General features: G+C 28.7%; 27 protein-coding genes and 3 tRNA genes. 26 read left to right on the top strand and 4 right to left on the bottom strand.

Annotated features, from left to right (window positions below):
- Positions 1-212: 212 nt before the first annotated feature.
- Complete coding sequence (locus QU666_RS11560) at positions 213-338, bottom strand: hypothetical protein (protein WP_304984845.1); 126 nt, start codon at positions 336-338, stop codon at positions 213-215.
- Positions 339-551: 213 nt separating this feature from the next.
- Between QU666_RS11560 and QU666_RS11555 the strand changes: the two genes are divergently transcribed.
- From QU666_RS11555 to QU666_RS11505, 11 genes are all read left to right on the top strand, one after another.
- Entirely contained in the window at positions 552-710 is a 159-nt protein-coding gene (locus QU666_RS11555; protein WP_021768751.1) for a TraX family protein, read from the top strand.
- A 63-nt stretch (positions 711-773) separates the two neighbouring features.
- A complete protein-coding gene (locus QU666_RS11550) occupies positions 774-1,457 on the top strand; it encodes a YitT family protein (protein ID WP_036070276.1) in 684 nt (227 codons plus the stop codon).
- Positions 1,458-1,495: 38 nt separating this feature from the next.
- Entirely contained in the window at positions 1,496-1,882 is a 387-nt protein-coding gene (locus QU666_RS11545; RefSeq protein WP_021768749.1) for a VOC family protein, read from the top strand.
- Positions 1,883-2,124: 242 nt separating this feature from the next.
- Entirely contained in the window at positions 2,125-2,847 is a 723-nt protein-coding gene (radC, locus tag QU666_RS11540; protein WP_021768748.1) for a DNA repair protein RadC, read from the top strand.
- Entirely contained in the window at positions 2,844-3,350 is a 507-nt protein-coding gene (ricT, locus tag QU666_RS11535; RefSeq protein WP_021768747.1) for a PSP1 domain-containing protein, read from the top strand. Before radC ends, ricT begins: the two co-directional genes overlap by 4 nt.
- Before the next feature lie 116 nt (positions 3,351-3,466).
- Positions 3,467-3,542, top strand: a tRNA-Val gene (locus QU666_RS11530).
- Positions 3,543-3,549: 7 nt separating this feature from the next.
- A tRNA-Asp gene (locus QU666_RS11525) sits at positions 3,550-3,626 on the top strand.
- A 3-nt stretch (positions 3,627-3,629) separates the two neighbouring features.
- Positions 3,630-3,705 (top strand) — tRNA-Phe (locus QU666_RS11520).
- Between the two features lie 637 nt (positions 3,706-4,342).
- On the top strand, positions 4,343-4,594 hold the full coding sequence (locus QU666_RS11515) for an IS3 family transposase (protein ID WP_304984844.1): 252 nt from the start codon (positions 4,343-4,345) through the stop codon (positions 4,592-4,594).
- A 60-nt stretch (positions 4,595-4,654) separates the two neighbouring features.
- A complete protein-coding gene (locus QU666_RS11510; protein WP_304984843.1) occupies positions 4,655-4,855 on the top strand; it encodes a DDE-type integrase/transposase/recombinase in 201 nt (66 codons plus the stop codon).
- A 54-nt stretch (positions 4,856-4,909) separates the two neighbouring features.
- Complete coding sequence (locus QU666_RS11505; protein ID WP_235846097.1) at positions 4,910-5,047, top strand: IS3 family transposase; 138 nt, start codon at positions 4,910-4,912, stop codon at positions 5,045-5,047.
- 366 nt (positions 5,048-5,413) lie between these two features.
- Here the strand turns inward: QU666_RS11505 and QU666_RS11500 are convergent, their stop codons facing one another.
- From QU666_RS11500 to QU666_RS11490, 3 genes are all read right to left on the bottom strand, one after another.
- A complete protein-coding gene (locus QU666_RS11500) occupies positions 5,414-7,108 on the bottom strand; it encodes a peptide ABC transporter substrate-binding protein (protein WP_304984842.1) in 1,695 nt (564 codons plus the stop codon).
- Position 7,109: 1 nt separating this feature from the next.
- On the bottom strand, positions 7,110-7,928 hold the full coding sequence (locus QU666_RS11495) for a hypothetical protein (RefSeq protein WP_021769571.1): 819 nt from the start codon (positions 7,926-7,928) through the stop codon (positions 7,110-7,112).
- 669 nt (positions 7,929-8,597) lie between these two features.
- Complete coding sequence (locus tag QU666_RS11490; RefSeq protein ID WP_021769572.1) at positions 8,598-9,491, bottom strand: DNA-binding protein; 894 nt, start codon at positions 9,489-9,491, stop codon at positions 8,598-8,600.
- A 75-nt stretch (positions 9,492-9,566) separates the two neighbouring features.
- Between QU666_RS11490 and QU666_RS11485 the strand changes: the two genes are divergently transcribed.
- From QU666_RS11485 to gatB, 15 genes are all read left to right on the top strand, one after another.
- Positions 9,567-9,821, top strand: a complete 255-nt coding sequence (locus tag QU666_RS11485; protein ID WP_021769573.1) for a hypothetical protein — start codon at positions 9,567-9,569, stop codon at positions 9,819-9,821.
- Positions 9,822-10,232: 411 nt separating this feature from the next.
- Positions 10,233-11,216 (top strand): PIN domain-containing protein, encoded by a 984-nt coding sequence (locus tag QU666_RS11480; protein WP_021769574.1) that lies wholly within the window; start codon positions 10,233-10,235, stop codon positions 11,214-11,216.
- Between the two features lie 390 nt (positions 11,217-11,606).
- The gene (agp, locus tag QU666_RS11475) at positions 11,607-12,827 is read left to right on the top strand and encodes a bifunctional glucose-1-phosphatase/inositol phosphatase (RefSeq protein WP_021768199.1); all 1,221 of its coding nucleotides are present in this window, start codon (positions 11,607-11,609) and stop codon (positions 12,825-12,827) included.
- A 446-nt stretch (positions 12,828-13,273) separates the two neighbouring features.
- Entirely contained in the window at positions 13,274-15,889 is a 2,616-nt protein-coding gene (locus tag QU666_RS11470) for a DNA translocase FtsK (protein ID WP_021768198.1), read from the top strand.
- A gap of 263 nt (positions 15,890-16,152) precedes the next feature.
- A complete protein-coding gene (locus QU666_RS11465) occupies positions 16,153-17,199 on the top strand; it encodes a rod shape-determining protein (protein ID WP_021768197.1) in 1,047 nt (348 codons plus the stop codon).
- A gap of 121 nt (positions 17,200-17,320) precedes the next feature.
- Complete coding sequence (gene scpB / locus QU666_RS11460) at positions 17,321-18,025, top strand: SMC-Scp complex subunit ScpB (RefSeq protein ID WP_021768196.1); 705 nt, start codon at positions 17,321-17,323, stop codon at positions 18,023-18,025.
- 20 nt (positions 18,026-18,045) lie between these two features.
- Positions 18,046-18,732 (top strand): pseudouridine synthase, encoded by a 687-nt coding sequence (locus QU666_RS11455; protein ID WP_021768195.1) that lies wholly within the window; start codon positions 18,046-18,048, stop codon positions 18,730-18,732.
- 23 nt (positions 18,733-18,755) lie between these two features.
- On the top strand, positions 18,756-19,421 hold the full coding sequence (locus QU666_RS11450; protein ID WP_021768194.1) for an HAD-IB family phosphatase: 666 nt from the start codon (positions 18,756-18,758) through the stop codon (positions 19,419-19,421).
- 152 nt (positions 19,422-19,573) lie between these two features.
- The gene (gene gatC / locus QU666_RS11445; protein ID WP_021768193.1) at positions 19,574-19,873 is read left to right on the top strand and encodes an Asp-tRNA(Asn)/Glu-tRNA(Gln) amidotransferase subunit GatC; all 300 of its coding nucleotides are present in this window, start codon (positions 19,574-19,576) and stop codon (positions 19,871-19,873) included.
- 20 nt (positions 19,874-19,893) lie between these two features.
- Positions 19,894-20,640: a DUF4253 domain-containing protein gene (locus tag QU666_RS11440; RefSeq protein WP_021768192.1), complete on the top strand. Its 747-nt coding sequence runs from the start codon at positions 19,894-19,896 to the stop codon at positions 20,638-20,640.
- Between the two features lie 20 nt (positions 20,641-20,660).
- Positions 20,661-22,124 (top strand): Asp-tRNA(Asn)/Glu-tRNA(Gln) amidotransferase subunit GatA, encoded by a 1,464-nt coding sequence (gene gatA / locus QU666_RS11435; RefSeq protein WP_036069791.1) that lies wholly within the window; start codon positions 20,661-20,663, stop codon positions 22,122-22,124.
- Positions 22,125-22,139: 15 nt separating this feature from the next.
- Entirely contained in the window at positions 22,140-23,234 is a 1,095-nt protein-coding gene (locus tag QU666_RS11430) for a DUF3829 domain-containing protein (protein ID WP_021768190.1), read from the top strand.
- A gap of 27 nt (positions 23,235-23,261) precedes the next feature.
- Entirely contained in the window at positions 23,262-23,639 is a 378-nt protein-coding gene (locus tag QU666_RS11425) for a hypothetical protein (RefSeq protein WP_021768189.1), read from the top strand.
- A gap of 5 nt (positions 23,640-23,644) precedes the next feature.
- A complete protein-coding gene (locus QU666_RS11420; RefSeq protein ID WP_198012107.1) occupies positions 23,645-24,322 on the top strand; it encodes a DUF3829 domain-containing protein in 678 nt (225 codons plus the stop codon).
- An 81-nt stretch (positions 24,323-24,403) separates the two neighbouring features.
- A complete protein-coding gene (gatB, locus tag QU666_RS11415; RefSeq protein ID WP_021768187.1) occupies positions 24,404-25,840 on the top strand; it encodes an Asp-tRNA(Asn)/Glu-tRNA(Gln) amidotransferase subunit GatB in 1,437 nt (478 codons plus the stop codon).
- The last annotated feature ends 18 nt before the right edge of the window (positions 25,841-25,858 follow it).

Raw genomic sequence — 25,858 nt, 5'->3', positions numbered from 1 at the left:
TGAAATTATTTGTTGAAAAAATTAGTAAAAAAATAAGGGGATTTTTAAAATAGCGAATCCCCTTTGCTTTTGTGTGTGAAACTTTTTAAAATAAAATTGAGAAATTTAAATAAAATCCGAATTATAGAAAAAATAAAAATGTAATAATAAACCCCTTTTGAAAATAGGAATAAATTTTTATAATAACTATTTCATAATCATTCAACTAATTATTATGTTTTTTCTTTTTTGTTTTTGTAGGATTGCTCATTGCCGCAAATCCTACGACCTATGGCTAGTCTACGACATTTTTCTGCACTGACAAAAAACTCGCTATGCTCAAACAGTTTTGTCAGCACAGAAAAATGCTCCGACAGATTAGTTTATGATAGATTTTGTTAAAAAAGTGAAAATTATATTTTAATTGTTTGAAAATATTAGGTTTTTATCCTTTTTAAAAAAAGTTTTTAATAATTTCGCTGCTTAAACGGGGTTTAGTATTAAAATGAAATTGAGAAACTTAAATAAAATCTGAATTATAGAAAAAATAAAAATATAAAGGGAGAATTGTTATGAGCACAGCTTATGGGAATAATAGATTTAGCAAGATAAGAGTATTTTCAGGAGCACAATTAAAATATATCGCTTTTTTATCAATGTTGATTGATCATGTAAATAAGGCTTTTGCTAACAGAAAATGGATTTTTGAGATATGTGAGCGATGTATTTGATATTTTGGGGTTGTTGAGGATGTATTTTAAAATAGGAATTTAGAATGGAGAAATGGAGAGAAAATGAACAGAATGATAAGAGCGTATGGATTGCTCATATTACTTACGATACTGGCAGGGATGGAATTAGCTCTTTTGGTAAAGATGAACGTAGGAGTTGGGCCTTGGGATGCGATGGCACTGTCTTTTTCGTTTTTGACAGGAATAAAAATGGGAACAGTAGCGATAATATGTAATTATTTATGTGTATTGGGACAACTTATTTTACTAAAAAAGAAATTTAAAAAGATAAATTTTTTACAAATACCTATTTCTATGTTGCTGGGATATTCAATTAATTTTTTTGTATATGTAGTTTTTAAAAATATGGCATTTAATAACTATATTTTCAGAATAACAACTAATATTATAGTACTTGTATCAGTTGCCTTTACAATGGGAGCAATAGTAGTTTTGGGATTGCCGACATTTGCTTTGGAAGGTTTTTGCAGTGCGATTCATGCAAAAACTGGTATTCCGTTTGCAAAGTTTAGGCAATGGGTAGATTTTTTCTGCGTTGGGCTTGTAGTTATTTTGACACTTGTATTTCCTATAGAATGGAGTCTGCGTGAAGGAACGATAATTAGCATGATTCTTTTTGGACCTTTACTTGGAATATTTATGCCAAGAATTGAAAAACTCTATGAAAAATGGGATTTAGTTGATGGAAAAAGTCAGATTGAGAAGGAAATAGAAGGATTGGAATAAAAAATAAATTTTATAAAAAATATTGAAGGAGATTAGTTATGAAAATAAATCATGTAGCAATTTATGTAAAAAATTTGGAAAAAACAAGGGAATTTTATGAGAAATATTTTGAAGCAAGGGCAAATGAGAAATATCATAATAAAAATACTGGATTACAGACTTATTTCCTAACTTTTCCCGATAGTGAAGCACGGCTTGAAATAATGTCACGTCCTGAACTTTTGGAAAGAAACGATAAAATAATGAATGAAGGCTTTATCCATCTTGCTTTTAGCGTTGGAAACAAAGAGAATGTTGATAAATTGACAAAAAGACTTGTAAATGATGGGTTTAGATGTTTAAGCGGACCTAGAACAACTGGAGATGGATATTATGAGAGTGTTGTTGAGGATTGTGAAGGAAATTTGATTGAAATAACAGAATAATATTAATTTATAAATTTAGGGAATATACCTCAACAGGCGATAGATTGGGATTAAATTTTAATTTTCAGGAAATATAGAAAGTAAAATTTAGTATTTTGTCCGTTGTTTTTCTTAATATTGTTATTTTTTTCATTTTGTGATAAACTATACTCAAACTTTTTAAAATTAAATAAATAAAATTAAGTAATTTCGTAGTTTGATTTTAAATTGATAAATTTTAAGAAACATTTTTTGGGGGAAAAATGATGGGGGATAATAGAGAAATATTGACTTTTAGACAAAAGTTGTCTGAAGAGCAGGAAAAGGGGCATAGAGAAAGGCTAAGGCAGAGATTTTTGTCTGTAGGAGTTAAAGGCTTTTTAGATTATGAACTTTTGGAACTTTTGCTAACATACACGGTTATTAGGAAAAATTGTAGAGGAATTGCAAAAAATTTGTTAAAAAAATATGGAGATTTGTATACAATTTTACGTCAATCTGAGGAGGAATTACAGAAAAATAAGTATATGACACAAAGAACTGTTGTATTTTTAAAACTTTTGTTTGAAATTATAGAAAATGAACTTTATAAAAAAATACATAATAAAAAAATTAAGATATCAAGTAATGTAAAATTATTGAATTATCTAGAATATTCCCTTTTGAAAAGGGATGTAGAAGTATTTAAAGTATTGTTTTTGAATACACAAAATGAACTTGTTAAGGAAGAAGAGCTGTTTTATGGAACTATTGATAAAAGTACAGTTTATATTCGGGAATTAATAAAAAAAATATTAGAATACAATGCAAAAGGTGTAATTTTGGTACATAATCATCCAGCAGGTTCATTAAAACCGTCAGAATCAGATATAATATTGACAAAAAAAGTAAAAGAAGTATTTGAAAATATGGAAATACGCTTGGTTGACCATTTAATAATAAGTGAAAAGGGATATTTTAGTTTTTTAGAAGGTGGAATTTTATGAAAATAATAAATATTAAATTTAGAAAAACAAAAAAAGTTTATCCTTTTATGATAAATGATAAAGAAGATTATAAAAAAGGGGATCACGTACTTGTAGACACAATTCGTGGTGAACAAATTGGAATAGTTTTGGGACTTGCTTTAAATAAGGAACAAAATGAACAAGATGATTTAAAAATTAGAGAAGTAAAAAGAAAATTATCAAATAAAGAGATTGAAAAGTTAAAGGAACTTGATAAAAAAGCAGACGAAGCCTATTTTAAATGTAAAAAAATAGTAAAATATCTGTTGCCAGAAATGAATCTTGTCATCGGAGAATACACATTTGATGAAAGCAAACTGATATTTTATTTTACAGCGAACAATAGACTTGATTTTAGAGAACTTGTGAAGGAAGTAAACAGGACATTTAAAAAAAGAGTGGAATTTTATCAAATTAAGACAAATGATGAAGGTAGAATATTGTCAGCATTTGGGAAGTATGGACGAGAAATTTATTGGTAAACTTAGAAAAAACTGATATTTTAAAGTGAAACTTCAGTTTAGGGAATTTTTTTTAAAAAAGTAGTTGAAATATTGAATAAAATGTGCTATACTAATTAAGTAATAAAAAAGTTCGTGGTCGCATAGCTCAGTTGGGAGAGCACCTGCCTTACAAGCAGGGGGTCATTGGTTCGAGCCCAATTGTGACCACCATTTTTATGGAGGTGTAGCTCAGTTGGTTAGAGTGCTTGCCTGTCACGCAAGATGTCGCGAGTTCGAGTCTCGTCACTTCCGCCATTTGCCCAGATAGCTCAGTCGGTAGAGCAAGGGACTGAAAATCCCTGTGTCCGTGGTTCGATTCCGCGTCTGGGCACCATTAAAACAATTAAATTTGAAATATATAGTGCAAATCAGTGTTTATGCTGAAATGCACTTTTTTCTTTTATTTATGGTACTTTGCAGTTGGAGTGTACCCAAAATCTTGGACAAATAATTTGAAAACTAGTTTCCTATTTGTTAAAATATAGTTAAGGAGAGGAATTTGATTATGAACAAGAGAAGTAAAAGGTACACAGATGAATTTAAAATGTTAATTTTAGAATTGCTGGAAGATGGAAGAAAAAATCATTAGGAAATGAATATGGGGTAGCAACAGCAACAATCAGAAAATGGGAAAAAGAATTTAAAGGAATCATAGATAAAAAATACAATGCTAATGAAGCTTTAAATGAAATCATGGCCTTAAAAAAGCAGCTGCAACAAGAAATGGATAAAAATAAAAAATTAGAAAAAGACCTGGAACAAAAGGAATTAGATATTGACATATTAAAAAAGGCATCAACCATATTGATGAAAAAATAAGGACTGTTGACAAGTACGTATTAGTAAAGACTTTATTCAATGAGTTTAATGTTTCAAAATCAATAATAATTAATTTAATAGGCATTAAAAAAAGCAGCTATTACTACTGGATTAAAGAGGTCAAGACACAGAGGAATATAGAAAATAAAATTTTGTACGATATAATAAAATCAATATGGCAAGACAGGAGAAAAACTTACGGAGCAGTAAGAATTCATAAAAAACTAAGAAAGTTAGGATTAGAAGTAAATATAAAACGAGTCAGAAGATTGATGAAGAAAAATCAGATAAAGTCAATAATTCATAAAAAATTTAGAAATTATAACAAATCAGACGACATGAAAGAAACAGCAAGAAATATTTTAAAAAGAAATTTTGATACAAAAAAATTAAATGAAAAATGAGTAAGTGATATAACATATATTTGAACAAGAAAGCACGGGTGGTGCTATTTATCAAGTATAATGGATTTGCACAGCAGAAGAATAATATCACATAAGGTTGGAAAATTTATAGATATAAAATTAGTTATCGACACCTTAAAAATGGCGATATATAAAAGAGGGGATATAACTGATTTGATAATACATACAGATAGAGGAAGCCAGTATGTGAGTAAAGAATATCGTAAATTTTGTGCAAAAAAAAGCATAAGCATATCTTAGAGCGGAAAAGGAAATCCTTATGATAATGCCTGTATAGAATCATTCCATGCAACATTGAAAAAAGAATATGTACATAATGAAAACTTTGAAAGTCTAGAAAGTTTAAGAAGTAGAATGTACGAGTATATAGAAATATGGTATAATAACAGCAGAATACACAGTAAAATAGGATTTACAAGTCCGAATGAATAAGAAGAAAGCATAAAGAAAGGAAACAAAGAAATTGCTTAAAAATAGTCTAAATTTTGGGGGACACTCCAGTATAAGTTTCACTATAATATTAATTTCAGAAGAATTACTTTTGTCAAAAAATTTTCCACAGCCTGTTAGAAAACAAAAAAATAGTAATAATAAAAATACCCCTTTTATATTTTTCACAAAATACCCCACCTTTTATTTTATTTATTAATACAAGTCTTACTATTTTTCAAAACATTAAAATTTCAAAAAATATGTCTGAATTTATTATAACAGAAAAGACTGGAGTATACCAGTCCGATTTTATTAAATTATATTTTTACTTTTTGTTACACTTGACAAAGAGCTTTTTTAAAACTTCTATTTAGCTTTATTGACATTTCTTAAATATAAAATTCCGCCATAAGGAACTAATTTCAGTCCTTTTATTCCCGGTATTTCGAGAATAACACGAGTAATTTCACCATAGCCCATTTTTGCTGCCGGATTTTCTTTCTCATATATATTTTCGGCTTTGACTAAAACATCTGTTTTGACGTTAATATCTTTTGTTTCAGAGGCAATTTTTATAAGTTTGTCATATTCAGAATTAGAATAAGAACCGTAATTATAAGGACTGTCTGATACAAATCTTTCAAGATAAAGTATCGGATCACTAAATCCTAACAAAATTTCGTTTTCAATAATATCAAAATCTTTTTTTCTTGATTTTAAAATTAAATCCTTATAAGACACTCTTGTAACTTTGATATCTATTCCAAGATATTTTTTTAAATTTTCTGAGAACCTGTCAATGGAATTTTCTTTAATGACAATATTTAAAACAGGCATTTTATTTATTCCTAATTCTTTTAATCCCTCATCTAATAATTCTTTTATATTTTTGTAATGATAACTCTCACTTTCAATTTTTCCATTTTTTGCAGCTAAAGCAGAGAAATTTTTTCCATTAATACTGATGTATTCCGGAACAAATCCATATTCCTTCCTTGTTTCTCCTGCCATTACAGCATCTATAGCCTTTCTGACCTTAGGATTACTCAATACTTTTACTTTAGTATTGAAAACATAATAATGAGAAGAACCTGTAGATAATCTCTGTGTTTCTTTCATGTCATTTTTCAGCTTGGTTCTTGAAAAGAATTGGGAATATACAACAGTTGCATCTATTCCTTTACTTTCAGCAATTCTTTTATGGTCGTCTCCGTCCCATAAACCGCCATAAACATTGATTTTATTCATTTTTATATTACTGCTGTTCCAGTAATTTTTATTTTTTTCCAACAATAATTTTCTTTTTCCTATACTTTTTATTATATAAGGTCCTGAGTATAAGGTATTTTCAGGTGCTTTCCCGTATTTTTGTCCCAACTTCCCGAAAAATTCCTGCTTTAAAGGCGAAAATTCGACTTTTGCCATTAACATATCAAAATATCCTGTCGGCTTGATTAGTTCCAGTTCAATAGTCTCATTGTTATTCAATATTTTTATTCCTACATCTTCAGCTTTTACTTTTCCCTCATAAAATTTTCTGCCGTTTTTTACAAGAAAAAGAACATCCGTACTTGGAGATATTATTTCAGGATTCAGCATTCTCAACAATGCAGTTTTGAAATCTTCAGCTTTTATAGGGGTTCCGTCAGAATATTTCAAGCCTTTTCTCAGATGAAAAGTCCACTTGGTTTTATCCTTGTTTGTTTCCCACTTTTCTGCCAGTCCTGGTACTATTTTACCATTTTCATCAATTCTGACAAGTCCTTCAAATAAAAGGTCAAAAATATCAGCAGCTTCATAATTTCTGATATTTTCAGGGTGTTTATCATTAAGCAGTTGAGCATCGTAAGAGTTAGGAAGAAACAGATGTACTAAATTAAAAGTATCAGGGGCACTTTCAGCAACATTATATTCAAATTTAGATCCGCTAATTGTGTCCGCCATTGTATCAAATATATTTTCTCCTGTCTTATTCTCAGAATGTGTTCCTGTCTTACTTTCGGAACATGATAAATTGAATACTCCTAATAATAATATAAAAATTGTATATATTTTTTTCATTTTATTCACCCTCTCTATTTTTTTTAGCAAAAATCAGCAAAATTCCTAAAAATATTATTACAAATAAATTTACACAGAAATACATATTAAATATCTCAATGTATAAATTTTTATACCTCAACACAAATTTTAAGAAATGAATAAAAAACTTAAACTCATGCCCCACTTTAAAAGAGTAATTTTTATACAAGTTAGAAAGTTCCATTATAAAATTGATTCCTAATAATCCTATTATTGAAACAATAGCAGTATAAATTATTCCTATTATTCTGTGTTCATACAATTTCTTTTCGTATGTTTTTACTGAAAATAAAAAGACTACTGAAAAAAATGCAGTTGCTGATGTTGCTATTACTCCTGAAGGAATTCCCGAAAATAAAAACAGCATTATTTTCTGAATGAAAGTAAAGTTGAGTTTCATCTGTTTAAGAACTTCAGATGTTCCAATAATCGAATTTATAATAATTAAAACTCCTATGAAAATTATTACATAATACTTTATTTTATGAGATAATTCCATACTATTTTCATTAAAATATTCTTTTGTTATTTTTATAGAAATAATAGCTGATACAATTATTACAATAAGAGAAAATAATGTAAATATTGCAGCTAGCATTGTTATTTTTTCTTTTACATCTGTACCACTAAATTTCATTATAAAAGAAAGGTAATATTGCATATATATCATTCTCTTAAATAATACAAGAAAAACTGCTAAAACGACTATACCTGTTATTTTCATCAATCCTTGAAATAGACTGCTGATATTCTCTTTTTCAAAATCTTCAAATTTTTCATTTAAATCATTTATTTTCATATATTCTTTTACCTCCGGAAATATATATTTTTTTATTTATTTTCTATTCTTATGTAATATTAGCAGTAAAAGATTAAAATAAAATGAGATTTTTGATTTTTAAACTTAGCAAGGATCCTTTTCTCTTAAAATAGAAAACCTGTCTTTTCTATTTTGTATAGAAAAGAAACTTATAAAGATAAAAGGAGAAAAACATATAAAGATGGAAAAATAAAATAAATATACAGAGCCACTGATTAACTTCCCCAAAAAGTTGGACAAATTTAATTTAACTTACTAACAAGAATTGATTTTTGCTTTATACAGAAATCAATTTTTTTATTTATAAGAAAATTAAATTCATATTTTTTAGGTATTTACTGATATATTTGATAATTTTAAAAGAGGCGTCAGCCTCTTTTCCTCTTCTTTTATCAAAATAACTATATAAATGTCTACGACAAAATATCCAACCTAGTTGGATTAATAAAATATTAATAGTATTTTTTGAGGGGCGGATATCTGTAATGATAAAATTCCCATACAATCATTTTAACCTTGCTGACTTTTGTTCTTATAAATCATATCTAAAAATAGAAAATGTATATTATATTTGGAATTTACGTTAAAGAAAACTAATTTCCTGTTTAATTGTTCACAGTTTTGGGAACACTCTAATTTTTAAAATTTTTACTTATCTAAAATAGATAAATATAAATCTAGTTTCTGATTTAAATACCTAGCAAACATATCTGACATTGCTGATATATTGTGCTTTACATGATATTCATCAAAAGCTTCATAATATCTCAGTCGATCAGTAAACTTGATATCTATAGGTGGATATTCCTCCTTCATAAGTTCTAAATTTATTAATAATCTTCCAGTCCTTCCATTTCCATCAATAAAAGGATGAATACTTTCAAATTCTATATGAAAACGAGCAAGTTTAGTTACAATGTCTTCCTTGCTGTTTTTATAACGTTCCAATAATTCTTCCATTTTCGGAATAATTAGATACGGTTGTACGGGTTCATGAGCTGCTCCCATAATTCTAACAGGAACTCTACGGTATATTCCTCTATCCTCTTTCTTATCAGCCAATATCAAATAATGAATATCCTTAATTACTTTTTCGGATATTTCAACATTTTCACTAACAAGTTTTCTTACATACTCAAAAGCTTCCTTGTGTCCAATTACTTCCAAATGCTCCTTTAATGATTTTTGGTTAATGGTAAGCCCTTTAAGAATCATGTCTGTTTCACGTAAAGTTAAAGTGTTCCCTTCAATTGCATTTGAGTTATAGGTATATTCTGTTAAAAATTCTTCATTTAATCTTTCCAGTTCCCCTTCTGTTAAAGGTCTCCTTGCTTTAAGATTGCTTAATTTTTCTTCTAATATTTGAATGAGCGTTCCTGTAATTTTATATCTTCCATCAGTTGGTTTTATTGCATCATATGGTATTTTCCAAGTTCTTCCTTCTTGATATGCACCAGGTATTTTCCCTTCAGAGCATAAAACTCTTACTCTTCTATCAGATATTCTCCATTTTTCAGAAGCTTGTTTAACTGTAATATACATAAAATCACTCCAATCTTTTCATAGTATACTATTTTATCGGAATAATATCAATACTATTGGAATGAAATATATTGATTGTCGGAACAGTATTTTTTTGAAAAATTTGAAACAAAAGTTAAAATTATTTCTGATGGTATAAAAGAAAGATCAATTCAGGAAGAATTAGCAGAAGATATTATTTCCATAATTCATTTATTTAGTGAAAAACTTTACGGATTGAGATCTGCTTTTATTTTGATTATGTGCAGCAGTTCTCTCCCTAACCGTATTTTCCAGCTCAATATCCAGATTAATCTTAAAATCATTCCACCAGCCAGTCGTTTGCTTTAAAATTTTGGAGTGTACCCAAATCTTGGACAAATAATTTTTGGTACACTAAAATAGTATTCAAAATGGGACTTTTTCATAATCTATGCTTCCCAAAGAAAAAATATACATTGTTTAGTTTAATTTCAGATAATCCTTGTTGTAAAAAATAGAGCTTTTTTATTAGGAAAATAAATTTATTTTTAACATAGGAGTAAAATTATGAAAAGAAATTTTAAAAAAGTAACTGAAATTTTACTGGCAACTTTTATATTTCAAATACCCATTTTTAGCGAAATAATTATGCGTGGGCACCATTATTATTGATTTTAAATAAATTTTTCATAATATTGCAAAATACAATTCATTAGAAATAGTGAATTGTATTTTTTTTGAAATATTGTTTATATAATTATTAAGAATAGGAGTATTATTATGTGTAAAAAAGTTTTTATAGATACAAATATATTTATTGGTGAAAAATTTATGTTATCAAATGATAAATTTGAAAAGTTAAAAACATATATTGAAAACGATAAAATAATATTGTTAAATAATGAAATAACAGAAAGAGAATTAGAAGTTCATATAATCAAAGATGTAAAAGAAGTAATAAACAGTTATAATAAAGTATTAAGCAAAAGTCCTTTTTTAGAAATATTAAGCGAAACTCCGATTAAATTATCTGCTGAAGATGAAACATACATGATTTCTTTTCTTAAAACAGAATTGATAAAATTTTTTGATGATTCTATAAAATTATCTTTAGAAGATGTAGATATAAAATTAATATTAGAAGATCATTTTAACTTAAACTTACCATTTGAGAAGACAAAGCAAAATGAATTTAAGGATGCTTTTGTTGCACAAATAATAAAAAAATATCAAAAAAAGAATAACGAAAAAATTTATATTATTTCAAAAGACGACGGATTTAGGAAAACGTTTGACAATAATGATCAAAACTTTATAATTTTTGAAAATTTATCAAAATTTATAGAAGAAATAGAAATGGAAATGTTGAAAGAAAATGAAAAATTCTTAATCTTAATAAATGAAATAAAAGTTGGAGAAGCAAATGATAAAATTAAAGATTTTATAGATGATATTGGTTTAGAAATTGATTATGATTCCTCTGATTATGAAATTGATAATTATGAAATTATAGGAATTTATCCTGAGTTTATTAACTCTTGTGAAACAGAAAATATACAAATATATGAATTCAATGTAAAATTAGATATAGAAATAGAAATTACATATTTAGATGAAGATAGTTCTTATTATGACAAAGAAGATGGTGAGTATTTGTTTTCAAACTATATAACTGCTAAAGAAAAACATAATACAGAGTTTAAATTAGTAATTTTGTGTGATATAAAGGATTTGGAAAAAGAAGACTTTTTTAAGATTATATAACAATTGACAACGAAAAGTCTGATAAACGAATTTATTTAGATGAATATACTTGTGAGGATAGGAAAATTATTAATGAAACAATTAATAATTCTTAAAATATGTTAAAGAATTGTGTAACCTTAGGATAAAAAATTAACAAGGAAATTGCTTTAATTTTTGAGATAATTCCTTTTTATGTATGTTTAAGAGAATAAATTTTAAATTATTGTATTGAAAAAAATACTGTTTCATATAACTATAAAATAATATTTAAAAAATATAAAATTGACAAAATACTATTTCAAGGTATAATAAATAATAAAATTAAGTAAATATTAAAATTAAAGATAATAAAAAATGTTATAAATATTTATAATCAATTAAGAAAATTTTTTATAGGGAGATGGTATTATGTCAAAAATAAGAAAAATTGTGATATTTTTGATGTTTGTTTTTTGTAGTTTTATGATGTTTTCTAACGAAAATTTACAGCTGGAAAAAATTGTGATTTTTAGCAGACATGGACTGCGTTCACCATTAACTTCGCCAGGAAGCAGATTATCAAAGGTGACTCCATACGAATGGGAAAACTGGGATGTTTCTGCAAGTCATTTGACGAAAAAAGGTGCTATTCTAGAAACATATTTTGGACAGTATATAAACGACTGGTTAATACAAAATGAAGTTATAAAAAAAGGAGAATGTTTAAGTCCTAATAACGTTCAAATCTATACAAACAGCCTGCAAAGAACAATTGCAACTGGGCAATCACTTACAACAGGAATATTCCCAGGATGTGACATTAAGCCAGAACATAAAATGGAAATAGGGAAAATGGATCCAGTATTTAATCCAGTAATTACAACCGATAATGTTAAATTTAAAGAAGAAGCGTTAAAAGGAATGAATTTGAAGAAACAAAATCAAGAGTTAAAAGGTTCTTATTCTTTGTTAAGTGAAGTTATCAATTATGCAAATTCAGAAGAATGCTTAAAAGAAGGGAAATGTACATTTTATAATGAAGAAGGGACATTGAAAATTGAAAAAGATAAGGAACCAGGAGTAGATGGACCGCTAAGACTGGGGACACAAATTGGAGATGCATTGTTATTACAATATTACGAAGGTTATCCGTTGGATAAAATTGCTGGAAATAATATAAATACACAAGAAAAATGGCAAAAAATAACAGATATAAAAAACGGATATGGAGATCTGCTGTTTGCAACGGATAAAGTGGCTAAAAATGTAGCTGCACCGTTGATAAAATATATTTATAATGACATAAATTCTTCAAATCATAAAGTAACAGTGCTTGTTGGACACGATTCGAATGTAACTGCTATGCTTTCTGCGTTAGGTTTTAAAGATTATAAATTGGAAGAACAAGTTGAAAAAACTCCAATTGGTGGAAAAATATTTTTTGAAATTTGGAAAGATAAAAAAACAAATGAAAGAAAAGTAAAAATTGAGTATGTGTATCAAACATTAATCCAGATAAGGGAAACAAAGAGACTAACAAAGGAAAATCCGCCAAAACATACAATTTTAGAAATGAAAAACTGTAAAATTGATAAGGAAGGATATTGTCCATATTCTAGATTTATGACAGAATTAAAAAAATTTAATTAAATATTTAAATCAAAGAAAAAAATTATTTGAACTACATCTAAACTATTATAACAGGATAGGAGGTGTGGTTTTTTTATTTTTTTGCTCTTCAGTATCGTAGGGTAATTGCATATTAAATTTTTCTCTTTATGAAATCCTTTATTTATGGAATAAAATGAATAAATTGACTTTTTTATAAAAGAAAAATTAAATATTGATTCAACCCCTTTAAAAATCAATCATTCGGACTTATGAATTTTTTTTCTTGCGATTGCCTTGCATTATCGTATAAAAAAATGACAAAATTGAAAAAATATAGTATAATGTATGATATTATGTAAAAGTTTTGTGAATTTATAGATATATACTAAATTTTTTCAAATATTGAACTAATGAAATGTGATAACTATTTAGGTTCATTGGATAAAAAAATTTAAGAAAATAAAATTTTTAGAAAGGAAGACGAAATGAATAAAAGAAAAATCGAGGGTATAATTTGGTTTGTTGTGGGGTTTATATTGGTTTTATTGATGGCGAATAAATCCAGTATGTTAAGTGATAATGTTGGAGAAAATATTTTTGCACTGATACTAAGTGGAATTACGTTGTTTTTTGGAAAAATGACATGGTTTATAGCGATAGGTTCAATGATATATGGAATAATAATATTTTTTTATGAAAAAATTGAATTTCATATAACACAAGGAAAAATAGTTGCACTTATCGGATTATTTTTAAGCTGGTCGATGATTTTAATAAGAGGTTCTGTTGTCAAAGGGAATCCACTGGCAAATACTTTTACTGAGGCTGGAAGAAAATTGCTGGAGATAGGGTTTAATCGTGAGAGTGGAGGTATTCCAGGAGCGTTACTTTCAATGCCGTTTTATAGTGTTTTACATTTAAAAATTATGTTAATTGGTTTAATAGTTTTAGTGATAGCTTTCTTAGGTTGGTTAGTTAAGGATATGATTGAGCTGGGGTATGAACTTTTGAAAGAAGTTATGAAATATTATAAAAGTGACGATTATAAAGAGAAAAAGAGAAAGTTGGCTGCGAAAAAATATGCTGAAAATTTGAAAAAGACAGATTATAAGCGTTATCAGCGAGAAATGTTAAAGGCAAAAATTATACAATCAAGAAACGAAAAATTAAGTTTTGAAATTGCTAAAAAGCCAAAGGATAATTTTTTACAAAAGACGGAAGTTTATTCAAAAGAAGAACTTGCTGAAAAAGAAAAAGAATGGATTGAACTTTTTGAAGAGAAAGAAAAAGAAAAACAAAGTAATTTACAAAATATGAAAAAAAATTCAAATGAACAGAAAAATGATGTAAAAGAGTCTGAACTTAAATTGGAAAATATTGTAAAACCATCGGAAAATGTGAAAAGTTCTGAAACAGTAGAGGAACAAAATGAAAAAACAGCAGATTCTGAAAAATTTGAAGATAAAAAAGAAGAAACAGAAGAAAATAAAAAAATAGAGAAAAAGGTAGAAATAAAAGAAAAAGCTGAGAAAGAAGATAAGAGAGAACCTAAATTGGAAATTGTAACACCATTAAGGCGAGAAATGATAAATTCCGCACAAATGGATCCAAATTTTCAGGAGTTTCCCAAACTTGAGGCATTTGAGAATCCAGAGGTTGTAGAAAAAGGGTTTGAAGAAGAATTAAAAAAAGTGAATGCGATGTTTGACAATAACAAAGGATATGATGATGTTGTGAAAAAATCAATTTCTGAAATTTTTAAATCAAAACCTATGGATTTGAAAAAGAAAGAACAAATAGAAAAAAGCATAAGAGAAAATGTGAGTCATTTAGAAAATGTTTTAAAGGAATTCGGTGTAGAAGCAAAAGTTGTGAATTATGAATACGGACCTACTATTACAAGATATGAAATTATTATTCCGAAAGGCGTGAAAGTAAGTAAAGTTACTGGGCTTTCAGATGATATAGCAATGAATCTAGCTGCTGAAAGCATTCGTATAGAAGCACCAATTCCAGGGAAAAATACTATTGGTATTGAAACTCCAAATAAAATAAAGGAACCTGTTCATTTTTCAAATATTATAAAGAATAAAGAGCTGGACAGTGGAGAATTAAAGGTAATATTAGGAAAAGATATTGTTGGGCGAGATAAATTTATAGATATTGCTAAAATGCCACATTTGCTGATAGCGGGACAAACTGGATCAGGGAAGTCTGTTGCTGTAAATACATTGATTTCTACATTGATTTCTAAAAAATCTGAAAATGAAGTAAAGTTTATAATGGTGGATCCAAAAATGGTAGAACTGATGCCGTATAACGATATTCCACATTTACTGGTACCTGTAATTATAGATCCTCATCAGGCTGCGATAGCTTTAAAATGGGCAGTTAATGAGATGGAAAACAGATACAAGAAACTTATGGAAAATGGCGTTAGAAATATAAAAAGTTATAATGGACTTAGTTATGTTGAAAAAATGCCATATATTGTAATAATAATTGATGAGCTTGCTGATTTGATGATGGTTGCATCTGGAAGTGTGGAGGAATCTATAGCAAGAATCGCACAAAAAGCTAGAGCTGTAGGAATACATCTAGTTGTAGCTACACAGCGTCCGTCTACAGATGTTATTACAGGGATGATAAAGGCTAATTTACCAAGTAGAATTTCTTTTGCATTAAGATCACAAGTTGATTCGAGAACAATACTGGATAGTGCAGGTGCTGAAAAACTTCTAGGACAGGGAGATATGCTGCTTCTTGCCAATGGGACTTCAAAATTACAAAGAATCCAAGGTGCATATATTTCAGATGAGGAAGTTAGAAATTTAACAGATACCCTAAAATCTGCTAAAAAGGTAAAATATAGGAATGAAATTTTAGAAGAAATTGAAGATGAAACAATTGATATTGATCCATTTTTTGAAAATGCAGTAAATATAGCAAAACAAGAGGAAAAAATATCAATTTCAATGTTACAACGTAAACTAAAAATAGGATTTAACAGAGCTTCACGAATTTATGATCAGTTGAAGGAACATGGAATTATCAATTATGATAACCAATTAATAGGAGATAATATTGATGAAATTGATTAAAAAATGAATAAATTTTCAAATATTATTTGTAATTATGAAAATTCAGTATTAAAGTTGCTTGAGTATATTTGAAAAAAATGGTAAAATAGTTAATAATGAAAATAACATATAGCAATTCTAATTTAAAATGGAAGTAGAAGATTAGGCTATATCTATAGTCAATCCATTGTTTTTAAATATTTTTACTCTAATTTTAAAGTGGATTGACTATAATTAAATAAAGATACTTTAAAGTAAAAAATAAAATGAAGGAGATAGAATAGATGAAATTTTTTGATATTTTTAAGACAAATATAGCACCAAAAACTACACGAGATATAGCTATTGATTTGGGAACTGCGAATACAGTTGTATATGTAAAAGGTGAAGGAATTCAAGTAGATGAACCAACTTATGTTGCAATTAACAAAAAAACAGAAGAATTGGAACATATTGGTGAAAAAGCTAAGGAAATTATTGGAAGAACTGCAAAACATACCGAAATTATCCGTCCATTAAAAAATGGAGTAATTTCAAATTATGAAGTTACTGAAAGAATGCTTGAAGAATTTTTACATAGAATAAAAAAAGATAAATTTCAAAGTTCAAGAGTTATAATATGTGTACCAAGTGGGGTTACACAAGTAGAAAGAAGAGCTGTAATTGAAGTTGTAAAAGATGCAGGAGCGAAAGAGGTTTATTTGATTGAAGAGCCAATAGCAGCTGCAATTGGTGTTGGAATTGACTTATTTGAACCAAAAGGACATTTGATTGTCGATATAGGTGGAGGAACTACAGAAATTGCATTTATTGTATCAGGTGGAGCAGCATTATCAAGATCAGTTAAAATCGCAGGTGATCATTTAAATGAAGATATTATGGAATATGTGAAGGATGCACATAATTTATTAATTGGTGAAAGAACAGCTGAAGAATTAAAAATGAATACAATAAGTCAACAAGATCCTGAGTTTGAGTACGAAATTAGAGGTCGTGAATTAGGGGTTGGATTGCCGAAAAGTATGAAAATAAAAGCAGCTGAAATTGATGGAGCAATCAGAAAACATATTGATGCGATTATTGATGAAGTAAGACTTACAATAGAAGAAATTGAGCCTGAGGTTGCAGCAGATATTTATGAAACAGGAATTTTCCTATCTGGTGGTGGAGCAGGAATCAGAATTTTGAAAGAAAGAATTGAAAAAGAATTGTTGTTGAAAGTGACAGTTGGGGAAGATGCGATTCATGCTGTAGTAACAGGAATTGCAGAAGTACTTACAGACTTTAATAAATACAAGAATATCATTATTTCACCAACATACGAATATTAATTGAATAATATAGAAATTTAGGGGAATTTTCTGAACTTACAGTTAAAGGAGAATTCCCCTATTAACGCAAAATAACAAGTTTATTTGGCAAAAATAAAATAATGAAGATAAATGGTAGAATATGGAAAATTTTGAAAGCAAAAAAATTGAAATAAAAGAAAATAAAGATAGAGAAGAAACTATAAAAAATAAAATTAATGATATTGAAGAAAAAATTGAAACGATTATTTTTTTATCAAAAGAAATGATTACTGTGAAAGAACTTGCACAGTTTTATGGAATGGAATCTTTTGAAATAGAGGAAATATTGCGTAATTTAAAGGAAAAGCGGAAAAATACAGGAATAAATGTAAAAATTGAAAATGGAGTTGTATGTCTTGTATCAAATCCACTTTTTGGCTCTGATGTAAAACGATTTTTTAATCCAGAAATGAAATTAAAGAAATTATCTCGTTCAGCAATGGAAACATTGGCAATCATCGCATATAAAGGACCTATAACTAAAGCAGAAATAGAGCAGATCAGAAGTGTCGGTGTAGACAAGACTATGTCAAACCTATTGGAAAGAAAACTAATTTATATTTCTGGACGGAAAAAAACGGCTGGGACACCGAATTTATATGAAGTGACAGATGATTTTTACAGTTATCTGAATATCCATGGAAAACAGGAACTGCCAGGAAATGAGCAGTTTCAAAAAATTGAACTGCTTTACAAAGAAGATGAGAAGGCAGAAAATGAAGATGTAAGTGAGAAAGAAAAATTAAATTCAGAAGAAGATTCGGAACTAAAAGCAAAAGAAGAAATTGAAAAAATAAAAGAGTAGAAAATAAAGAGGTAAATAAAATGAGATTAAATAAATTTATAGCTGAAACGGGATTTTGTTCACGTAGGAAGGCTGATGAACTAATAAACGAAGGAAGGGTTACAGTAAATAAGCACGAGGCGATTATAGGAATGGATGTGAAGCCTGAAGATGTGGTCAAAATTGATGGAGAAAGAGTAAAACTTAATACAAAATATGAATATTACATTTTAAATAAGCCAAAAAGAGTGCTTTGCTCAAATGAAGACAAGTTTGGGCGTAGACTTGCAGTAGACTTTATAAAATCACGTGCCAGACTTTTTACTTATGGAAGATTGGACTTTATGACAGAAGGGTTAATTATAATCAGTAATGATGGGGAAGTTTATAATCACGTGATGCATCCAAGAAAGAAATTGTACAAAAGCTACATTGCAAAAGTTAGCCGTGAAATTGAAGACAAGGATATTGAGGCATTGCAATATGGAGTTGTAATTGATGGGAAAAGAACGGCACCAGCTAAAGTTAAAAAAATTGACAAAAAGGAACTTAGAATTGCAATTTTTGAAGGAAGAAACAGACAGATAAGAAAAATGCTGGAAACATTAGGATATAATGTTAATTCATTAAAACGTATTAAAGTGGGAGAACTTACGCTTGGTAATTTACAAGTGGGAGAATACCGTGCTTTGAATGAAGATGAAATTGAATATCTGAAAAATTTATAAAATTTTCTGACAGGAGGAAAACATTGGGAAATAATAAAAAATCAATCTTTTTAATAGATTTTGATATAACAATAAGTAACAAAGATTCGACAGATGTTTTGCTTGAAATGCATCAGCCTGAATTTAAACAGGAACTTCGAAAAAGATACAGAGCTGGAGAGTTTTCCATAAGAGAATTTATAAAAAATGGGCTAGGTTCCCTAAATATAACAAAAGAGCAGTATATTAAGACCTTACAGGAAAATGTGCCAATCGACGAAACTTTTATAAATTTTGCAAAAAGTGGAATTAAATTTAAAATCGTGAGTGCCAGTTCAAGGCTAAATGTACAGGGAACACTTTTGAAATATGGAATAAACTTACCAGATAGCGAAGTTATCTCGAATGATTTAAAATTTAACGGAGCTGATAAAAACGAAATTACTGTGGAAAATCCATTTTTGGACAAGGAAGGATATTATGGCGTTGATAAAAAGGAAGCAGTAGAAAATTATAAGAAACAAGGCTACACAACTTATTTTGTAGGTGACGGTCCATCTGATTACAAGGCATTGGAAGTGGCTGATTTTGCTTTTGTGAGAAAAGGGACTAGGGCGGTTAAGTTTTGTGAAGAAAATGGAATTGAGTTTTTTGAGTTTGGGGATTTTGATGAGATTTTGGAGTGGGTAGAAAATAATAAGAAATTTTAATTTAAGAAAAAAGTGTTTTTAAAATGAAAAAATTTAAAATAATAATAGAAGAACATGTTTAAGAAGAATTTGAAGTTGAAGCAGAAAATATGGAAGAAGCGTTTAATATTGCAAAAAAATAAGGATAAATTCGGAATGGAGGAAAAAAGTAAATGTTAAGCAAAGAAGATGTTTTAAAAATAGCAGCACTTTCTAAATTGGAATTTTCGGAAAGTGAAATTGAGAAATTTAGGGTGGATTTGAATAAAATATTTGAGCATATGGAAGAGTTGAATGGAGTTGATACGACTGATGTAGAGCCACTTTTTAATGTGCTGGACTTAAAAGATAAATTGAGAGAAGATAAAGTTAGGGATGCTGGAATTAAGAAGGAAATTTTAGAAAATTCGTCTAATAAGGATGAAGAATTTATAATTGTGCCAAAAGTTGTTGGAGAAAATGCGGATAATTAGATTCTTTTAAGGAGAGAAAAATGTTGGGAAATGTAGATTTATTTGCAGATAAAATAAAATGCGATTATGAAAAAATTAATGAAGATAGCGGAATAACAGAAGTTGTAGAAAGATACTTTCAGCTATTGGAAGAAGGTAAAGAACAAGGTTTTATCCCTGTTTTTGTTGAGGTAAAAGATTATTTCAATGAAGAATTTCCTGAATTCGAGGAATATAAAAGAATAAAAGATGAAATTTTAGAAAATTATAAAAAAGTAGACTGTACTCAGTGGTTTAAAGAAAGAAAACAGGAGTATATAGAAAATGAGTATCTGGATGAGGAATATGAATTTTCTGATGATGGTGACTACTTAGATTATTTTAAAAATTTCAATGAAGATAAAACTTTATATTTAAATTCAATATTTGACATAGAAACTGGAAAAATAAGAGAAAATGTAGGCTTATTTAAAGTTCCGGCAGATAAAGCTTATGAAATTTCGGCATGGTTTTTATTTGGCGGATTTAATGAATGTCCTTTGCCGGAAGAAATCATAGCTATCAGTAAATATTGGTATGAAAAATATAATGCAAGAGTTGTTGCCATAACTGATTCTGAAATGGAATTTTATTTGGAAAAATTTCCAGAAACACAAAAAGAGGCTGAAGAATTGGCAATAGAGCAGTTTTTAGTTAGCGAGGATTTAGTTTTTCAAATTTATGATGAACTGGAGGAACTTTCAAAAGAGTTATACAAAGCTAAAAATTGGTATTTTTGGTGGGATTAGAAAAGAAGAAAGGTGGAAAAATGAACTTATACAAAAAAACGGCTAGCGAACTAGCTAAAATGATAAAGAATAAAGAGATTACTTCAGAAGAAGTTACAAGAAATTTTTTAGATAGAATAAAAGCAGTTGAACATAAGGTTGGGGCTTTTTCTAATATTTTTGAGGAGAAGGCATTGGAACAGGCTCGAAAAATTGATGAAGAAAATAACGAAGAAGGAAGAAAAAAATATGAAAATACAGGACTTTTTGGAGTGCCTGTGGCGTTGAAGGATAATATTGTTTCAAAGGGAGATTTGACAACGGCGGCTTCACAAATTTTGAAAAATTATGTGGGAGTTTATGATGCTACTGTTGTGAAAAAGTTAAAGAAAGCTGGAGTAGTACTGGTTGGAAAGGCTAATATGGATGAGTTTGCGATGGGATCTTCAAATGAAAATTCGTCAATAAAGTCAGCATCTAACCCTTGGGATTTGGAAAGAGTGCCAGGAGGAAGCAGTGGGGGATCGGCTGCTGCGGTTGCGGCTAGTGAAATACCTGTTGCTTTGGGAACGGATACTGGTGGAAGTATTAGACAGCCTGCGAGCTTGACTGGAACTGTGGGGATAAAGCCAACTTACGGAAGAGTTTCGAGATATGGGCTTATGGCATTTGGTTCTTCGTTGGATCAGATTGGGGCTTTGGCAAAGAGTTCAGAAGATTTGGCAAGAGTTATGCAGATAATTTCTGGATATGATGAAAATGATCCGACAACTGCGGATGTGGAAGTCCCAGATTATTTATCTTTGCTTGAAAATGATATAAAAGGATTGAAAATTGGACTTCCAAAAGAATATTTTTCAGATGAACTGGATAAATCAATAAAGGAAGTTGTGGATAAAACTGTGGAAACATTGAAAAAACTTGGAGCGGAAGTGAAGGAAGTATCGTTGCCTTACACAAAATACGCAATTTCCACTTATTATATAATTTCATCGGCTGAAGCGGCTTCAAACTTGTCAAGATATGACGGAGTGAGATATGGAGTTAGAAAAAGTGATGAAAATATTGAGGAAATGTATGTAAAATCACGAACAGAAGGTTTTGGAGATGAAGTGAAACGTAGAATTATGATTGGAAATTACGTGTTAAGTTCTGGATTTTATGATGCTTATTATAAAAAGGCTTCGCAGGTTAGAAGATTAATAAGAGATGATTTTTCGCGAGTTCTTTCAGAAGTTGACTTGATTTTGACACCAGTTTCTCCGACAACAGCATTTAAAAAAGGTGAAAAAGTTACTGATCCAGTTCAGATGTATTTGGGAGACATTTTTACTGTATCAATAAATATGGCTGGATTGCCTGCAATATCAGTGCCAGGTGGCTTTGTAAATGGACTTCCTGTGGGAATACAGCTGATTGGAAATTATTTTAGGGAAGATTTGCTGTTTAATGTGGCAAACAAATTTGAGAAAGAACGTGGAGAGATAGAATATCCAGAACTTTAAAAAAGTGGAGGAAATATGAAGAAGATAAGAGTAATACTATTTTTGATGTTGAGTATCTGTATTTTATCAAGCTGTGGAAATGATAAAAATACAACTGAAGAAAATAAAAAAAGTGAAAAATCAGATTACAATGGGATAAAAGAAATAGATTTTTCAAATAAGGATAATGAAAAATTAAAGAAATTTTTAGCTTTTTATACGAGTAATAAAGATAAATACAAGTATTATTCTTCTGCTTTGGAAGAGTATACACTAATGTTTGGATATGATTATTTGTATGAAGTATATTTGATTGCATTTATAAATGGAGAAAATGAATTTCAGGCTGATGAAGAAAAAGTCAGTTCATTTAAAAGTTCTCTTGTAACATTTGATGAAAGATTTGGCAATGTTTATGAACAGTTTAAAAGTCTTATTCCGCTAATTAAAGAGGAACTTAATAAAGGAATTGACAAAAATGGAAATGGAATTGATGAAAAATATAAAGAATTTATAGAATTGGCAGAAGAAAAGACAACAATTATTGATGAAATAAAACAGTATTATAATTCAAATAAATATAAAACTGACAATTTTTCAAAAGGAAGAGAACTAAATGATAAATATTTAGCTAATTACAAAAAAACAAGAGAAAAATACAGGGAACTTTATAATTTGTTTTTTGAGATAGATGAAGAGCTTTCAAATAACGATATTAAATCTTTCAAAGATAAGGGATTACTAGCTAAAATAGAAATGGCAAAGGCAAGACTGCTTTTGAAAATGTTTACAAAAGAGCTTTATGCTTCAAGTTTTCAGTTTGAATTTATTAAGGCAGGTACAACTATTAATATAAATAATAGAAATTATATTAATAATTTAAAAAATATTCATCAAGTATTGGATAAAACTGTTCAAGACATGGAAAAACTTGATGAAAAAACAATTGAAAAGGAAGATTTAAATTCAGAAAAATATAAAGAAATAGTAGAAGAAATGAAAAATATGTCTACTTATTTAAATGAAATAATTACTAGATTTGAAAAAACTGATTATAAAGAAATTATGCACCTAATTACAGATTTTACAGTAAGAAATTATCTTGTTGAGAGAGCAATAGGAACGCTGTAATTAGAAATTATAAAAGGTGATCTGAATATGAAGCTTAGAAAAAAATATATTGTTTTATCATTATTATTAGTATTAATGTTGGGATGCGGTAAGCAGAAAAAAGTAATTAATTCAAAAGATTACAGTGAAATTTCAGAAGTTGATATGGTTAATAAAAATATAAAAACAGAAGAGTTACAAAATATAATGTATCCGTTAATTGAAAATCCCAACTTATTAAATAAATATGGGAATATAATTTCTTCTTATCGGCTAGAAAATTTTCCAGATATTTTTTACAATAACTATTCACAGAATTTTTTGGATGAAAATAACAACTTTGTTATGCCAAATAAAGAAAAAATTAATTCATTTCTTTTAGATTACGATGAAAATCAATACAAGCTGCATCTTGAAAAAATATGAATGATATGAAAAATGAATTATCAAAAAAACCGAAGTATAAAAACAAGGAACTAGATAAAAAAACCGAAGAATTTATTAATTCCATTGAAGAAAAACTTGCCAGTATGGATGAAATAAGAAATTATTATAAAAATAAGGAATATAAAAAAGATAATTTTGAAAAAGGGAAAATTTTATCTGAAAAATACGTAAAGAGTTATAGAAATTCCCTTGAAAAATATGATAAATTTTTTCATGAATTTAGAAAGACAATGTATGTTGTTATGAAAAATTCAATTAGTATTTTAAATGATCAAACTGGTAAGAGTATATTGTACAATAAGTTAAAAGTAAATTTGCTTTGTGAAATGTTTAGAGATAAGTTCTATGGTTCAAAATTATCTATTGATACTTCTAAACCTTTTGTTATAGAAGATAATGATAAGGAAAAATATGTAAATGAACTAAAAAGTATTCAAAAAACATTGGATTATACTATTTCTGATATGAGAAAATTAGATGCTTCAAAATTGTCGCAAGAAAATATAAGTAATGAAGAATTTAAAAATTTCCTACACAAGATAGAAAAGATTTCTAAAAATACAAAAGTTATAATAACAAAAATTGAAACTGGAAAAAATAATGAAGTAAATGAAATGATAAATGAATATTCAGAAAAAGTTGAGAAGTTGAAAAGAGAATAAAATTTCTCACAAATATTAAAAATTTTAAATGAAAGCAGGAATAGGAAAAATACAAAATTTGAAGAAGGGAATAAATAAAAAATGAGTATGGAATATGAAACAGTCATCGGACTGGAAGTGCATTGTCAATTGAAAACGAATACGAAGGTATGGTGTTCTTGTGATGCGGATTATGATAATAAGGAGCCTAATACTGCGGTGTGTCCTATTTGTACAGGGCAGCCTGGGGCTTTGCCAAAATTGAATGAGAAAGTGCTGGATTATGCGATAAAGGCGGCACTTGCACTTGGGTGCGAGATAAACAGGGAGAGTTATTTTGATAGAAAAAATTATTTTTATCCTGATTCGCCAAAAAATTATCAAATTACACAGTTTTTTAAGCCTTATGCTGAAAATGGAGCTTTGAAAATTACGACAAATAGTGGAAAAGAGGCAAGTGTCGGGATTGAGAGAATACAGATTGAGGAAGATACGGCGAAAAGTATTCATACGGCTTCTGAAACTTTGCTAAATTATAATAGGGCCTCTGTGCCGTTAATTGAGATTATTTCAAAGCCTGAGATAAAAAATGCCGAGGAAGCGTATGCTTATTTGAATACATTGAAGGATAGGCTGAAATATACGAAAGTCAGTGATGTAAGTATGGAACTTGGATCACTTAGATGCGATGCTAATGTTTCTGTTAGAAAAAAAGGTGAAACAAAACTTGGGACTAGAACAGAAACTAAGAACTTGAACTCGTTTAAGGCGGTTGTGAAGGCGATTGAGTATGAAACAAACAGACAAATTGAAGTGCTTGAAAATGGTGGGCGTGTAGTTCAGGAAACAAGACTTTGGGATGAGGAAAATGCAGTTACAAAGCCAATGAGAAGTAAAGAGGAAGCAATGGACTATAGATATTTTCCAGAGCCTGACTTGCCAGCGATTATCATTACTGAATCAAGACTTTCAAATGTAAAGGGTGAAATGCCTGAATTTGCAGATGAGAAGGCAAAAAGATTTATTAATGAGTATAAATTGAATGAAATGGAAGCAGCGACTCTTTCATCAGAGCAGGAACTGGCTGAATATTATGAGGAAGTTGTAAAAGTTTCGGATGATGCAAGACTTGCGGCAAACTGGGTATTGACAGAAATTTTACGTGTGTTGAAGGAAAAAAATATCTCTATTGAGGAGTTTTCTGTTGAGCCTGAAAATATCGGAAAATTAATTAAATTGATAAAAGCTAATACGATTAGTTCAAAAATTGCAAAAGATGTGTTTGAAATCCTGCTTTCAGAAAATAAAGATCCTGAAATTATCGTAAAGGAAAAAGGGCTTGTGCAAATTACAGACAACAGCAAAATTGAGAAGATTGTAGAGCAGGTATTGGCTGAAAATCCTCAATCTGTGGAAGATTACAAGGCTGGAAAAAGTAACGCATTAAAATATCTTGTGGGACAGTCAATGAGACTTTCTAAAGGCAAGGCTAATCCGCAAATGATTAATGAAATGATTTTAGCAAGACTTGAAGGTTAATATTGGTTAAAGTAGGAG

The sequence above is a fragment of the Leptotrichia sp. HMT-225 genome, from assembly GCF_030644325.1.
In the GTDB taxonomy this organism is placed as follows: domain Bacteria; phylum Fusobacteriota; class Fusobacteriia; order Fusobacteriales; family Leptotrichiaceae; genus Leptotrichia; species Leptotrichia massiliensis.
The sequence above is the reverse complement of the archived record's forward strand: the minus strand, read 5'-3'. Positions and strand labels throughout refer to the sequence as shown.